The sequence below is a fragment of the Geomonas diazotrophica genome, from assembly GCF_019063885.1.
GTDB classification, from domain to species: Bacteria; Desulfobacterota; Desulfuromonadia; order Geobacterales; family Geobacteraceae; genus Geomonas; species Geomonas diazotrophica.
The window spans coordinates 2,518,150-2,533,574 of the sequence record NZ_CP077684.1; the positions used below are offsets into that span (position 1 = coordinate 2,518,150).

Annotated in this window: 13 protein-coding genes; 2 read left to right on the forward strand and 11 right to left on the reverse strand. The window is 51.6% G+C overall.

The features are described 5' to 3' along the window. Positions 1 to 246 precede the first annotated feature (246 nt). Positions 247 to 2,277: an Ig-like domain-containing protein gene (locus KP003_RS10930; RefSeq protein WP_216788292.1), complete on the forward strand. Its 2,031-nt coding sequence runs from the start codon at positions 247 to 249 to the stop codon at positions 2,275 to 2,277. Positions 2,278 to 2,432: 155 nt separating this feature from the next. Further along, positions 2,433 to 3,524: a hypothetical protein gene (locus KP003_RS10935; RefSeq protein ID WP_216788293.1), complete on the forward strand. Its 1,092-nt coding sequence runs from the start codon at positions 2,433 to 2,435 to the stop codon at positions 3,522 to 3,524. Positions 3,525 to 3,556: 32 nt separating this feature from the next. Here KP003_RS10935 and KP003_RS10940 read toward each other — a convergent pair whose 3' ends face one another. The 11 genes from KP003_RS10940 to KP003_RS10990 all read right to left on the reverse strand — a co-directional run bounded on the left by KP003_RS10940 (position 3,557) and on the right by KP003_RS10990 (position 15,396). Then, positions 3,557 to 4,507 carry a glycosyltransferase family 2 protein gene (locus tag KP003_RS10940; protein WP_216788294.1) on the reverse strand — a complete coding sequence of 317 codons (951 nt, stop codon included), beginning with the start codon at positions 4,505 to 4,507 and terminating at the stop codon, positions 3,557 to 3,559. Between the two features lie 14 nt (positions 4,508 to 4,521). Continuing rightward, entirely contained in the window at positions 4,522 to 5,811 is a 1,290-nt protein-coding gene (locus tag KP003_RS10945) for a phenylacetate--CoA ligase family protein (RefSeq protein ID WP_216788295.1), read from the reverse strand. 68 nt (positions 5,812 to 5,879) lie between these two features. Beyond that, a complete protein-coding gene (locus KP003_RS10950) occupies positions 5,880 to 7,034 on the reverse strand; it encodes a glycosyltransferase family 4 protein (RefSeq protein WP_216788296.1) in 1,155 nt (384 codons plus the stop codon). Between the two features lie 138 nt (positions 7,035 to 7,172). Beyond that, positions 7,173 to 8,411 carry an O-antigen ligase family protein gene (locus KP003_RS10955; protein ID WP_217299601.1) on the reverse strand — a complete coding sequence of 413 codons (1,239 nt, stop codon included), beginning with the start codon at positions 8,409 to 8,411 and terminating at the stop codon, positions 7,173 to 7,175. Continuing rightward, a complete protein-coding gene (locus tag KP003_RS10960; RefSeq protein WP_216788298.1) occupies positions 8,404 to 9,759 on the reverse strand; it encodes a phenylacetate--CoA ligase family protein in 1,356 nt (451 codons plus the stop codon). The genes KP003_RS10955 and KP003_RS10960 overlap by 8 nt, the downstream gene beginning before the upstream one ends. Continuing rightward, positions 9,756 to 10,901: a glycosyltransferase gene (locus KP003_RS10965; RefSeq protein WP_217299602.1), complete on the reverse strand. Its 1,146-nt coding sequence runs from the start codon at positions 10,899 to 10,901 to the stop codon at positions 9,756 to 9,758. Before KP003_RS10965 ends, KP003_RS10960 begins: the two co-directional genes overlap by 4 nt. Before the next feature lie 7 nt (positions 10,902 to 10,908). Further along, a complete protein-coding gene (locus tag KP003_RS10970) occupies positions 10,909 to 11,883 on the reverse strand; it encodes a polysaccharide deacetylase family protein (RefSeq protein WP_217299603.1) in 975 nt (324 codons plus the stop codon). Next, a complete protein-coding gene (locus tag KP003_RS10975; RefSeq protein ID WP_216788301.1) occupies positions 11,883 to 12,866 on the reverse strand; it encodes a GNAT family N-acetyltransferase in 984 nt (327 codons plus the stop codon). Before KP003_RS10975 ends, KP003_RS10970 begins: the two co-directional genes overlap by 1 nt. Positions 12,867 to 12,879: 13 nt before the next feature. After that, a complete protein-coding gene (locus tag KP003_RS10980) occupies positions 12,880 to 13,869 on the reverse strand; it encodes a polysaccharide deacetylase family protein (protein ID WP_217299604.1) in 990 nt (329 codons plus the stop codon). After that, positions 13,856 to 14,491 (reverse strand): serine O-acetyltransferase, encoded by a 636-nt coding sequence (locus tag KP003_RS10985; RefSeq protein ID WP_216788303.1) that lies wholly within the window; start codon positions 14,489 to 14,491, stop codon positions 13,856 to 13,858. The genes KP003_RS10980 and KP003_RS10985 overlap by 14 nt, the downstream gene beginning before the upstream one ends. A gap of 23 nt (positions 14,492 to 14,514) precedes the next feature. After that, the gene (locus KP003_RS10990; RefSeq protein ID WP_216788304.1) at positions 14,515 to 15,396 is read right to left on the reverse strand and encodes a glycosyltransferase family 2 protein; all 882 of its coding nucleotides are present in this window, start codon (positions 15,394 to 15,396) and stop codon (positions 14,515 to 14,517) included. Between the last annotated feature and the right edge of the window lie 29 nt (positions 15,397 to 15,425).

Genomic DNA, 15,425 nt, shown 5'->3' on the forward strand with positions numbered 1-15,425 from the left:
TTAGTGCGCTCACAACGGCAGGCTCTAACCAGCTAAACCCTTGACAAATAGAGAATAAAAGTCAAGAATTGTGTCAACCATCACCGGGCAGATTGCATTTTGTCTTTGTAAGATACAGCAGTTAGAAAAGGGAGAAGACCAGCCGCACTCGATCGACGCCACTTCATATCAGCCATGTTGATCCAGGCCACTGTCGACCACAAGCCGCTATGGGACGCATTTATGTCCCGCAGGAAGGAGCTGATCATGCGGAGCTTTTTTAGACGCGCCCTCGGGCAGATTCTGATAGACGGGAAATTCGTATCGAGGCGCGCCCTCAACCGCGCCCTGGAGCAGCAGAAACAGACCCACGAACTTCTCGGCGGGGTCCTGGTCAGGATGGGCGTCTTGAGTCCGAGCGACATCGGTGCCCCCCTTATGGTCCAGGAACACCTGACCAGCCTGGAAGACGCGGTCAAGCTCGCAGCCGGGCAAAGACAGCTTTTGGGCGCCCTGCTGGTGCAATCCGGAAAGATCACGGCCAGACAGCTTGACGAGGCGATAGCGGAGCAGCATCGAAGCGGCGAGAGACTGGGCCAGGTCTTCGTCCGCCTGGGCATGCTCACCGAGTTGCAGTTGAAAGGTCTATTGGACCTGCAGCACAACCAGGAAAGCCCGGCAAGCAACCCGCTGCGCTTGGGCGAATTGCTGGTGGCAACCGGCCAGATCAGCCGGCAACAGTTGGATCAGGCCCTGGCCAGACAGAAACAGACCGGCCAGCGGCTCGGTGAAGTCATCGTATCCGAAGGCTTCGCCCGCAAAAGCCAAATCAACCACGTGGTGCGGCTGCAAAAGCTCTGCGTCAACTCGGTGCTCGCCGCCATACTCTCCATGGGCGCGATGACGGCAACCGCCTCCGCTTCCACGGTTTCACTGCAGTGGGACCCCTCGGCCGACGCCTCGGTGGTGGGTTACAAGGTCCACTACCAGGCCGACTCCCAGACGACCCCATTTCTGGGGCCCGCCCCGATCGACGTGCAGACAGCAACCACGGCAAGCGTTGCCAACCTCGACCCGTCCCATTCCTACAGCTTCGCGGTGACCGCCTACGATGCCAGCGGCATCGAAAGCACATACTCCAACATAGTATCGGTGCCGGAGATGCAGCCCCCTGTCACCTCCATCACCTACCCCGCCACTTCAACCACGGTAGCCGGAGTCGTCTCGGTAACCGCGGATGCTACGGACAACGTCGGGGTGACCAAGATAGAGTTCTATGTCAACGGTGTCCTGAAGGCCACCGACACGGCGTCCCCGTATGTCTTTTCCTGGGACACCACCGCGCTTGCGCCGGGAAGCTACACCCTCATGACCAAGGCCTATGATGCGGCAGGCAACGTCGGCCAGTCCCAGAGCGTGACGGTAACCGTCGCCAACGACACCCAGGCACCCACAGTCTCTGTGACCTCGCCCAGCAACAACCTCACAGTAAGCGGTTCAGTGAGCATTGCCGCCTCTGCCACAGACAATGTGGGGGTGAGCCGGGTCGACTTCTACTTGAACAACGCCCTTCTGAGCAGCACCAACATGGCGCCCTATACCTACAACTGGAACACGAAGACCGTCGCGAACGGCGTGTACAACATCACCGCCAAGGCCTACGATGCCGCGGGAAACATAGGGCAATCGCAGACAACCACGGTCAACGTCTTCAACGACGTCATCGCCCCGACAGTTTCTTTGGCCTCCCCTGCAAGCAGCGCAACAGTAAGCGGTACAGTGACAGTCACGGCTAACGCTACCGACAACGTAGGCGTGAGCAAGGTCGAGTTTTACAAAAACGGGGTGCTTGTCGGTACCAGCACTCTCGCACCTTACAGCTTCAGTTGGAATACCAAGCTGGATGCCAACGGCACCTACACCTTGACAGCGAAAGCGTACGACGCAGCAGGAAACGTTGGAGTTTCGCAGAGTTCAACCGTTACTGTCGCCAATGACGCCATCGCTCCAACGGTAGCGATAACGTATCCCACCGCCGGCGCTACAGTTTCCGGCACAGTCACCGTGACAGCCAGTGCAAGCGACAACGTGGGGGTAAGCAAAGTTGACTTCTACATAGGCAGCACCCTGGTAGCCACTGACACCCTCGGCCCATACAGTTACAGTTGGAACACGACCGCATACCCGGACGGGAGCTACACCCTTACGGCAAAAGCGTATGATGCGGCGGGCAACGTTTCTCAATCTGCGAGCATGTCCGTAACTGTGAAGAACACTAGAGCGGGAAAGAAAAAATGAGAGGCTGAGTCACCTGATTGAAAGCCCCCGGGCGCGGAAACAGCAGTCGTGCATAAGCATGCGCGATTACCTTAACTTGTTTTTGTGACAGAGATATTGGTTCTCAGTCACCCTAATAACATAATCTCACTTATGACGTTGAGAGGAGCAGTACTATGAAACCGTTCAAATCAGTTTTAGCCTCGATGATTATCGTGGCAACAATATCTTTGCCTGTTTACGCTACGCCGACAATTTCTGCGGTCACGCGGCAAGGAAACGCATTTGTAGTATCCGGTTCAGGTTTCGGGACTGACGCTGGTGTGACGGCCCCGCTTTTCTGGGATAACTTTGATTCCGGAACTGCTAATAGTTACTTGGTCACTCAGATGGCAGGAAGTGTACCTTGGACCCTAAATACTACTCCGAAAGCCACTTATACAACTTTACAAAAACATAGCGGAACGCAGTCAGCATATGCGTTGCACTCGAACGGCTACCATTGGAGTTTTTTCACTGTAGGTAACCTAACAACGCCATTGCCCAGTTCTTTGACTTACTATCAAACTTTCTGGTTCCGGTACAACACCCCGCGACCACTGGGCACTACAGGAGAAACTAAGTTAGCAAGAATTTTTGGCAATGACCTTACATACGGGATTCCAGATAAACCCTATTCCAAAACAGGTGGGGTCGGTAGTTGGTGGTTTACAAATTACAAGACAGAAAACGCAACGTCAGAAACGACCAAAACATATCCACAGGAACCATCAGAGAGTACGTGGCATCGCGTCGATGCATATTATAAACAATCATCAGTTGGTGGCGCTGGCGATGGTGCGATCAAGATATTGATTGATGGAGTACCACAAGTCGACCTTAAGAATCTTGTCACACGGGACACAAATGATTACCGTTGGATAACCGTTGACTTTTTTGGAGGGATGACAAACTGGGACACAAACAACACAGGATTGACCTGGCAAAAATGGATAGACGATGCTTATCTGAGCAAAACGTGGCAGCACGTCGAAATATGTGATTCACCCACCTGGACTGCAGGTGCTCACTGCGAGATTCAACCTGTGACGGCATGGTCAGATACGCAAATTACCGCTCCCATTAATGCGGGTAGTTTCCCAAATGGGCAATCGGCTTACCTATATGTCATGGACTTGAACGGAGTCGTCAATAGTACCGGTACAGCAGTGACAATAGGTACCATCCCGACGGCGCCGAAAAATGTGACCGTCACACCTGTGAAATGAAGCAGTAATCAACTTGCACTGCCCAAGTGAAGTCAGTGCTTTTTAACAATAAATTCGGAAATAAGGGAGTCAATCATCCCCGTTGCCCGACCAGTTATGTAAGCTGCGCAAACAGGTATTAAGTGCATGAAGTGCTCGAAATTTTTGGCGCGTTTGCAGAAGTAAAAAGAAAGAAAGCACGGGAGACCTAATATCGTTACTATTAATAACGCTGCAAAATAAAATTTTTCATAAAGCAAACTAGCACATAAAACAAAAATGTTTAGCAGGAAAGCAACTGAGATCCAGAATGGCTTGTAGAGGTAGTTACTAGAGAAGGTGTCCAGCATGTGTTGTGCATACCATCTTTCTTTAACAAACTTCTTGTATAAAGTATTGGCCTCGCCATAGTGAACAACCGTAAATTCTGGCGCTGCAATGACCCTATGACTTTGGGCCGCCCTGCGGCCTAAGTCATAATCTTCAGATGTCTCGATATTCTCACGAAACCCACCCAACGCATCAAACAAAGACCTGGAAATAAAGAAGTTTGCGCCGTGAACGAAGAACGAACCGTTCTTATGACCAGCCCTGACGGAATTCCAAGCGCGTTCGACCCAAGTGCCGTCAGCGGGGGGAGAGCATCCTCCCGCAACCAGTATCTGTTCTCCATACTCGACAAAATACTCTCCCCCCTGCTGTAGCCAGTTGCTGGGGGGGAGGCAATCACTGTCTATAAAGGCTATCAAACGTCCACTAGAACATCTTACGCCGGAGTTCCGTACGGCTGCAATTGTAGCCCCGCGGGGCTGGTGAGTGATTATAAGCGGCACGGGAAAGGAGCTTTTATAACTGCTAAGTATCGCACCCGTTTGATCGGAAGACGCATTGTTAACGACAATGACTTCATACCGGTAAGCAGTTTCCTGGTGTTTAAGCGCGTCCAGAAGGGAGGCTATCGTCATTTCGCAGTTGTAAGCAGGTATAACAACACTGATGTCCACCACAGTCCTCGTCCCTACGGTTTTATCTCAAAATAACTGAATTTTTGATCAGCTTCTGTCTCAACTACTTCAAATTTGATAGAGTATGGAACCCTTCCATTAATTATTTTCTCTATCCCATCCGACAAAAGTTTTTCAAAGGATACACAGTCTCCGTTCATGTGAATGATAAATTTCAGTTTTCCTCGTTGATATACAATCCTGAATTGTAATAAATCATATCCTGAATTTGTGATATCCTCGATTAAATATGCGAACTGAACCGCGTGTATAGTACTACCATCAGGTAAAGTTATGATTTGATCGATTGTTCTTCCCTTCAACTGTGATATCACAGGTAAATTTCTTTGACATTCGCAACGACAATCAAGATCTATTTGTACATCATCGCCGAGGTCATATCTGATTATCGGCATCGCGGTATTATTCAAATCGGTGTATACAAAATTGCCTGAACCACTGGATTCATCTATGAGCACATTGTGAGACATCACATGCAACCGCCCAAATTCACATTCAAATGCCAGGATGTCAGATTCAGTGCATCCATACTCAGTGATAACGGGACATGCAAACACTGATTTGATATAAGCACGTTGTTGGGGAGTAAGCAACTCAGCGGTGCATATTATAGCTTTTAGACCTGACGGTTTTACCGAATGCTCTGCACACGCAATAGCAGCATTTAGAATCAAAGATGAGTAACCGTAAAAGTAATCGGGTTGATAACTGACAAGTGACTTCACCTGAATGAGCAATTGGTCCTTATCCCCACAAAAGTTAAACCGCTTACGGTTGAGGAAAAAGTCCCTGATTTTAAATTTTATCCCCGCTTGGGGGCGCCCCCAAAAGCGCGCCTCTCTATCTCCGATGTTGATACCGTGTATTCCGAAAAAGTAGTACCGAGTCGCCAATTGCCAAGATAGTGCCTCTTTGTCGACATAAACAGTAACAGGAACCCCTGTAGTGCCTGCAGTAGTTCGTGCAACAGCAACACTGCAATTCGTCAGCATATCGGCACTGACTTCTCTGATTACTTCTTTTGTGAGTACAGGAAACTGACCAATCGCGTCCAAACCGCCTGGGATGTCCCCCTGCTTCATGGCCATAACTTTGCGGTAAAAAGGTGATCTAGAGAGCGCAATATCGAGAAGTCCGGTAAGCTTTACCACTTGAAGATTCTTTACTTCTTTAAAGTGTTGTTTATCCAATTTAGATATTTGAGCAATCTTCGACTTAACATTCAAGCCTTTAAAGCAAAATATCAGAGGATAAACAAAATTTTTATATACAGAGTCAATCATGACAACCTCTTGTACTCGCCAAAAAGACAACAGTCATTTAAGCAGCCATTCTTTGTAGCCGAACTAAACTACCCAGTAACCGATGCAGAGCCAATTATAGACTCTATTAAAGATTCCAATGCTCGCACGGATTCACCCACATCGTAACGTCTAGCGGCTTCCGGGGCAAATTCGGAAAATTGGACGCGCCTATCATTTTCCATGAAGAATTTTATTCCATCTGCGATTGCCAGCGCGTTTTTAGACGGCACAACAAATGCCGGAGTCCCGCGAACTACCTCGCGCAGTCCTATACAATCCGACGACAACAGCGGCGTCCCACAAGCCAACACCTCCATAGGCAAAAGTGGACAGGTTTCCCAAATGGACGGAATGACTACGAGGTCCAGGCCCTTAATGATCTCTGCGACATTTGCTGAAAAAGGAAGAAAACAAAAATATTGATCGAGCCCTCGTTCCGTTAAAGCAGCTTTTTCTTCCAGAAAGAAGCCGCCACTCCCCAAAACTACGATTTTAATTTGAGATGACAATGTTTCTGACTGTGCCAGTCTTTCAACTGCTTCAACCAAATAACAAAAACCTTTAGGCGCCATAAAACGCCCTAAAAATCCGATTAAAAAACAGCTCTGACCACTTATTTTCAATTCACTCCGAAGATCTTTAACCTTAGCGTTCGTAAAAATTGAGCTTTCGATACCGTTAGGTATGACAACACACTTACCCTTCTGCTGTGTGATGAAAGGATAGAATTCGGAGAGGTTCGAAAGAGCATCGTGACTTACTAAATGTATTGAGGTAATTGATCTGAGAGCTAACCCGATTACTAGCCGCTTAAGCTTTCCGGAAAAGCCCCTAAACTGGGCAGCTGAGAGCATATCATGTGACGTGAAGATATGGGGGATGCGGAAAATGAACGCAGGAAAAGCCGAACAAAGGGCCGATGTGAATCCATGTGAGTGTATGAGGTTGAATCTACCAGAACTCACAAGCCTAAGAACGCTGGTAAATATTTCGAAAGTGGATGGGTATTCAGAAAGCCTACAAATTTCAATATCTAAGGATGCAAGATCTTGCGCTAGTATATCAAGTTCGAAATTTTCAGGAGCTAGAATGGTGAATTGATATTTTGTGGCGTCGAATCGTCGGTATACGTAACGAATGAAGGTTCGAATACCGCCAATAGGCCAGCGTACAACAAGCAATATTTTAAGTTTCGGAACCATTTTATGATCTCCATAAAATTATTGATACTAATCACACTGAATTTAACTGATACATCTTTATTAGCTTAGAAAGTTTAATGGCCTATGTAATAGCAACATTTAAGGATATCCACAAATTATGCCGTCAATGATGAATTTCTAGATTATCAATTGATTGGCCCTAGGATTTACACCTGCTTTACCAGTAAGGATCATGATAGTCCCTACACATCCTGCAATAAAATACCATTCATAACTTGAAAGACCATAACTCGCGAAACTGAACAGAAGTGTTGTTACAGCTAAAGCGCTGAGTGCGTCCTTAATCAAGGCCAAATCTTTAGCCTCCTCATCATTTGCCGTGGAAAGCGGTTTAAGAAGGACTTTGAAAACAGACTTCAGGAATAGCAAAAACATTACTAGCCCGACAATTCCCAGTTCTTGAAAGATCTCCGTGTATAAATTATGTGATGGTTTGGCGTAAGATCCATAGTTTGCATTCGCTTCCAAGGAGGTACCTAAGCCATGACCAAAAAAAGGCCTTCTAAGACCAACCTTGAAATCTTTCGTTATTCCTTGGATTCGCCCTTCTGCTGTGACTGAGTTTTTAGCAGTTGGATCAAATACAGATCTATATCTGTCCTTTTGAGATTCATTGATCAGCGCGGCCAAAATATATAAAACTCCAACTACGCCAACTATCCAAATCCACTTCCTGTTTGACTTGTAAATTATATATAAAGTCATAAAAAACAACGACACAACACCAGACCTGCTACCAGTCAACATCAATGTATATAGAGCTGGGGGCACAAGCGCAATTGCGAAGATTCTAGTGTATAAATTCAGTTTATAATTACAGATCAAAAACGGGACTATTGTGATGATTACGAAAGCTAACCCATTTGGATTTATCACATCAAACGGGGCACCTGAAAGGCGGTCCATGTATTCCCAGTTCCCCATCGACGCTTTAGATCCCCAGTATCCCTGAGTTACATGCAGGTAAAGAGGTTCTAAAAACCTGAATGACTGGCAGGCTACGAATGTTGTCAAGAAAATATAAAACTTTTTCTTAGTATCCACGAACCAAATTGTAAAATAAAAAAACACCACAGCTTTAACAAAGTTCGGAATTCCCCGGTATATCACTGACCCTGGCCACTGTGAAAAAGGTGTTATAAGTAGTATGGCTATTATCAGGTTATTCAATTTATTTTTGCAGTCGATAACGATCTTGTGTTTATTTACACCAATCTTAATAATCTTCATTGTGAAAAGGATAGCAACTAATACCAAATCAAATCGGCAAGCCGCCAACGCTGGAATTCTTGCCGTTAAGTGCAGAAACCAGCTAACCAGAAACAACTCATAAATAATGAATGACAGATTATTCATTGATCACCTTGCACACTGTAAATCTATATTTACCTGATTCTTCAGGCAATATAGATGTTAGAACCTCGTAGTTGACCTTGATATTACTGCCAAATATTTCTTTCATAAACACTGACAAGTCTTCTTTAATATCATTATTGAAACCGTTTCCAGGCACCACCCGAATAATAAACTCTTCGTAACTGGTCTGGACTATCTGCATCTGGTCAAGCCCCTTGTACTTCGTCAAGGTGTTCTCTATCAATGAAATGCCGGCGACACGGGAACCATCGGGTTTGACCAGGAAGTCCGCTATCCGTCCCACCACTTGCTCCATCAGGGGAAATCCCCTGCCGCAGGAGCACTTGCGTCCGGAAGGAACCCCGACATCTTCAACCCTGTACCTTACAAAGGGCATCGCATAGTTGATGAGGTCGGTGATCACCAGGTTCCCGGCCTCTCCAACCCCAGAAGCGGTGCCGTCTTCATTCAAAAATTCGACGAACAGATGGTCGGTATTCAGGTGCATCCCCTGGTGCTCCTCACACTCGCACCCAATCAGGCTGACTTCCTCGCAACCGTAGCGGTCGGTCACCTTTACCTGGAAGACATCCTCGATGTACTGCCGCTCGTGCGGGAGCAGCATCATCGATGTGGAAAGGATCCCCTTGGGCCTCAGATGCTCGATTTTCAACTGACGCAGGTATCTCGCCAGCAAAAAGATGGAATGCGCGTGGCCAAAGAGCAAGGTCGGCTTGACGGCCTCCCACTCGCGAACAAAGGCGGTCACTGATGCGTTGTTCACACACATTGTGTCGAGATAGATAACCGGGCCCAGCAAAGTGTCCTTAATCCTTTCCTTCAGGGTGGTGGGAAGCTGAGGGTTGCCCCAAACTGCAGCTATCGGCTCTCCTACTTCCCATCCCGTCCACCTGTCATGACGTCTGGCGCAGGCATTTCGCAACTCGCTGCACTCTTCGGTGATATAGATATCCAGGCTTTTGCCCGTGGACCCCCCTGTTTTGAAGTGCATCAGCCGGTCAATGTCATATCCGTTACTGATCATTCTAGCGGAGTTCTCGCGAATTTCTTTTTTGGTGAGAACGGGAATTCTTTTAAAGTCGTCCAAGGTCCAGGGTCTGCCGGTCGAAAAACCTGCCTTCTCGAAGCGTTGACTGTAAAAGGCGTTTTCCTTGCCGGCAAATTCGACAAGTCTTTTCAGCTTTTCTTGCTGACGGTCCTGGAGCTCTTTCTCAGTCAGGAATTGTGACTTTTCCAGTTCCCGCCAGTAAGAGCGACGCGGACTCCTCGTATAGTGGCAGTACAAGGGGTCGAAAACGTTCTTCCTCAGGAAGTTCATGAAGCTCATCCTCTCCCCCCTCCCCCCTGAACCAGTCGCCGGTAAAGAGCGAGGTGTTCGTCCGCCATCTTTTTGATGCTGAACCGGTCGGCAAACAGCCGCGCCCCGTTCTGGCCGAGTTCTCGTGCATGGTCCCGCTGGGACAAGAGAAGCCTCAGTTTTTCCGCCAGCCCGGTGACGTCTCCCACGTCCACCAGGTACCCGTTGACGCCCTCCGCAACAAGCTCAGGGTTGCCTCCGGTCCTGGTACAGATCACGGGCTTGCCGCACCCCATGCACTCGATTATGGCATTGGAAAGCCCCTCGGATTCGGAACACAACACCGCGACGTCGAGGTCGGCTATCACGGGCAAGACGTCGCCGACGCTTCCCAGGAAGCGGACCCTCGAGGTCATCCCCAACTCCCCAGCCAGCTTCCTCAGCGATGACTCCTCAGGTCCGTGCCCGGCAAGAACCAGGTGCGCCGCCGGGAATTCCCCCGCCACCAGGTGAAAGGCCCGGATCAGGTCCTGGTGCCGCTTTATCCCGTCGAGGTTTGCTACCATCCCCACGATCGCGTCACCTGCACCAAGCCCCAGCGAGGCCCTCAGACCGCCCCCCCTGGCGGCTGCAAAGCGCCCCATATCGATCCCGTTATAGATTACGTGAACCCTCGCCAACGGGTACTTTTCCCTTTGATTGACGTTCACCTTCACCGCATTGCTGTTTGCCACCATGCCGTCGACGAACAGATTGCTCAGAAAAAGGCACGCGAGTTTCGCCGGGGTGTACCAAAACCCCATGTCACGCCGGGACGAAACGACTCTGCCCCCCCCCAACCTGGCGAACAATGGCGCCAGGATCGATGCGTCGTTGAAGAAGATATGCACTACATCGACCTTTTCGCTGCGCAGCTGTCGCGAGAAGGAGAGCATCGCCGCCAGTGCCTTAACTGAAAAGATCTTTTTGATATCCAGACAGCTTATCTTGAATGGGTAGTCTTTGAGGTTGCGTGTGTAGGAGGTTTCCCTCAGAACGACAACCTGGGGATCGATCTCGTCACGACTGAGGGAATTGATCAGGTTGATGAACTGAACCTCGGTCCCTCCACCGGACGGACCTCTGAAGTCATCCAGTATAAAAACAATTCTCAGTCGTCTTTTAGGTCTCATAGCGCCTTTAGTGGCTGTAGAGTTGGTAGGCAAGCTTGCTCACGGAGTCGTATCTGCCAACGCCGGTTCGCGGTATCTCGAAGACCGGTTCGTTGGTCCACGGCTTCGCCTTGGTTGTCACGCAGCTCCTGAATCCGAGGCCTTGAATGACTTCGATGGCTTCGTTGTCATAGTCCCCGTTGGGGTACGCGAAGTGCTCGACGGCTGCCGAGGTCCAGTTTTCCAACAGCTCCCTGCATTGGGAGACGGTCGCCCCGATTTGGTTGCGGGAGAGCGACGGCAACAGGCTGTGACAGTGAGTGTGCGCACCTATGGTCACCATCGGCGAGCGCGACATCTCCTTAACCTGCGCCGGCGTGAGATGCCTCAACACCCGTTCCGGTGGCGCATCCGCCTGCGTCAGAAGCGACTCGACGGCAGGCTCCAGGTCGGCGCGGGGTAGTTTCTTCAAGTCCTGAAGGAGGCCCTGTATGTGGTCCCACTTGCGCTCTCCCCTGGCATGACGGCTGACACGATACTGCTTCCCCGTGAACGCGGACAGGTCTACCCGATACTCCTTCGGAGCCTGAAGCGACTCGATGACGTCGTTGAACCAGTAATTTCCGTTGTCCTGGCACCCCCTGGTCGCCACATACACCGTTACGGGGAACTGATACGCCTGGACGATGGGGAAGACCACCTCGTAGTTTCCGGCGTATCCGTCATCGAAGGTCACCACCATGAAATCCTCGCGCAGCGGGTTTCCCGAGGCTTGCAGGGAGAGGGCGTCGTCCAGTGCTATGACGGTGAAGTGCTCCTTGAGGAACTTGACCTGCTTGGCAAACTCCTCTTCCCGCACCACGGTCCAGGCCTCGATGGCGCGAGCAGCCGGCAGTACCTCGTGGTACATGAGCAGGTTGATCGAACCGCGGCTGCCCTTCAGCCTGTTGATCCCGGCAGCCGCCTTGTACAGGAGATCCTTCAAGGTCTCACCTCTGCACACTACATGATCTCCGCATCACCGAAGGTGATGTTCCATTTGGAGATGTCATAGAGCCCCTCAGGGGCCACTCTTCCCGATCTGACCAGCAATCCTTGCCCCTGGTGGCCGGACCTCATCCGGTTGGTGATGAACTGCCCCGTGACGCTCCTCGGGTAGGTGTGCCACATTTTCAGCTTGAAGTCGCACCCCAGGCTGCGCAGATGGCAAAACAGAAAATCCAGGGTCGGCTGCACATCATCCAACCACAGAAAGTCGCAAAGGACGAACTCGCGGCTGCGGCTGTCGATCCTGATAATGGCGACCTTGGTCACCCGCCCATCGGCCCTGGCGCCTATGTAACGGTACTGGTTGAAAGGATGACGCTGGTAACGCCATTGCAGGTACCCGAAGCTGCGCTCCACGGTGAAACCGCACCGGCTCAAGGCGCTGAGGCTAAAGGGGAGATCCCGCAGATCCTCGAACTCGAGCTCGACAGCAGGCTCCGCCTTTGCGGCGCGGTAATGGCACCTGCTCAGGAGGTAAAGCGCCGCCTGCCTGGAAAAGAGCCGGGTCCAGCCGACCTGGTAGACGTAATCCCTGAGCGTCCCGATCTGACGCCACCCGTTCCTTATGAAGCCCCCCCTGGACAAGTCGTTGGCAAAGTTGAAATAGAAGTCAATGTCGTTGAAACTCTCCAGCCCGTGCTTCAGAAGGCCCGAGAAGACCCCTTTCCCCCTGAAATCGGGATGCACGACCGGATCGACATCGCGGCCGGCGACATAGGAATAGTCGCCGAACAGCGCCTTTTTCCTGATCACCGCGTACATCCCCACGATGCGGTCGCCGCACTCGGCAACTGCGATCCGGGACGGCGCGAGCAGGTTTTCAAGGTGCAGCCATCCAAAGCGCCTGGCATCGAACTCGTCGGTATGGCCGGTTCGCAGCAGTTCGAGGCAGTCGCCGAAATCCGCAGGGGCATAGTCGCGATATATCAGGTCAGACATGCCACACCTCTGATCATCCACCAGTTAAAGACTCCCCGCCGTAGAGCTTCCACAAGAAGTCTTCCCGGTCCTCGGTCACCCCCATGCGCGGCAGCATATGGCGGTCCCACCGCTTCAGGTCGATGCCGAAGACGGCGCCGGCATAGTGCTGGCGCACGCTGCCGAGAACGGCTTCGTTGATGTCATGCGGGCTGCTGTTGGGATAGCAAAAGGTTCTGACCTCGCAGCCCAGTTGTTCCTCCAACCGCCTCTTTGACAGCCTCACTTCCCGGTCCAGCTCCTCCAGCGGCACCCGGGACAGGATGGGGTGGCTCACGGTGTGGGAGCCGATCTCGATCCCGTGAGAGCCGATGTCACGAAGCTGGTCCCAGGTCACCGCCTCATACTCGGATGGGGGGTGCGGCGGCAGCACCACGCCAAGCTGTGCCAGGACCGAACCGATCAGCGCCTTTCGCTCGTGGTCGGCCACCTTCAGGCAACGGGAGCTTACCGCGCTCCACGCCTGCCTCTTCGCATCACCGCCATGCAGAGGGAAGCTCGCGACTCCGTCGCCGAGATCGAGTGTCAGGCTATCGGCATGGGTCACGGAAAAGGCATGTTCCAGCATATCCGGCCACAGCCAGACGTGCCGGTCGATGAACCCGGTCGTGACATAAAAGGTGGCGGGCAAGCCCCGCTTTGCCAGCTCGGGGAAGGCGATGTCATAGAAGTCCCGGTAGCCGTCGTCTACCGTCACTATGGCGCTTTGCTTCGGCCACCGTCCGTGCCGCTCGAAATGCCCCAGGCACGCGGCCACCGTCATGACATCGAACCCGCTCCTCAACTGCTCCAGCTGCCAGATGAACTCGTCAACAGCAAGAGCATCGCTTCCCGGCTGCCGGGAGCGGGCGAACCTGTGGTAGACGAAGATCTTGGGGAAGTCGCCCGTGGCGCTGTTCAGCATGCCCCGAAGCATCCTGTTGCCGACGATGGCCGTCTTGATACTGTTTTTAACCTGCCGCATCACTGTCTCGGAGCCCCATTCTCTTTTCGTCGAAGACGATGAAATCCCGGCTCGATCCATAATGGATAATCTTTGCGGGAATACCGACTGCTACCGCGTTGTCGGGCAAGTCCTTGGTGACGACAGCGTTGGCACCGATGGCGACGTTGTTGCCTATGTTGAGCTTGCCGAAGATCTTGGCGCCCGGAGCTATGTAGACGCGGTTACCGATGACCGGGGTGTGCTGTTCGCCTCCGCGGCCGGCCTGGCCGATGGTCACCCCCTGGGAGATGTTGCAGAATTCCCCCATGACGGTGCGTGTGGAGAGAATGACCTGCCCGAAGTGCCCGATGTAGAGGCCTCTGCCGATTCTCGCGGTAAAGGGGACCTCCATGCCCGTCGCCACTTCGGCGAACTTTTGCAGTATGGTCAGGAAGGGAAGAGCGAGCTTTGGAAGCCCTCCGTACCTCTCCCTGTTCCTCACGCACCAGAATCCTGCTCGGTACACGATTAAAGTCCATATCGCCTGAGTCAGAAGGATTATCTTTATCTTCTTTATCAGCGAGATGTCGGGAGAATCTTCCTCGTCGTAGAAGTAACGATAAAGATCGTACTTCAGATATTGTTCGCATCCCTTGTCCATAAGACGTTCCTTTTGAGTGCCGCTTACCCAATTATAACCTTGATCAGTGTTTTCCAAAACTGCAACCTGTCGGGTCTCATCTTGAGAGCGCGTACGGCTTGTGTCATCGCCTCGCTTTTAGTACCGTTCTTAAGCTCCAGCAAGGCATAGTCGGCATACAGGAGCGCCTTGGCCTCATCGAGAGTTTTGGCGGGCACGGCGTCCGGATACGCCCTCTGGAATTTTTCCAGGATCTTCTCCGCGTTTTTCAGGCGCTTCACCTTTTGATGCGACATCTGGTTCTCCCAGAGCCGGTAGGAATAGGTCTGCTCGGGCAAAAACCTGAACCGGTACCGCACCGAAATCCTCAACCACAAGTCCCAGTCGATCCCCATGGCCAAGGCCTCGTCAAAGCCCCCGACCTCGTCGATCACCTCTTTTCGGACCACGGCCGAATTGAAGTTGACGAAGTTGCTCAGGAGCAGCTTCGCGGTGATGTCGCCGTCGTGATACTTTCTCTCGATATAGGGGAGGACGGCTCCGGAACCGTCTATGTACTCCGCATCGGAGTAAACCACCCCCGTCCTTTCAGATGCCACGAAAAGCGGCAGCTGACGCTCCAGCTTGTTCGGTTTCCAGAGATTGTCCGCGTCCACAAAAGCGACGAATGCGCCCTTGACCTCGGAAAGCCCGCGGTTCTTGGCGACGGTTTGCCCGCAGTTTCTTTCCAGCCGGATGTACCTTACGCGCGGCTCGGCGGCAAAGCGCGCCATGACCTCGGACGTATCGTCGCTGGAGCCGTCATCCACCACGATGAGCTCGAGATTCTGGTACGTCTGTCCCAGGACGGATTCCACAGTCAAAGGGAGGTACTGCGCCATGTTGTACGTTGCCGTGACAATACTTACCAGACCGTAATCTACCATTGCTGACATCTCCTCTATCGCTCACCGGA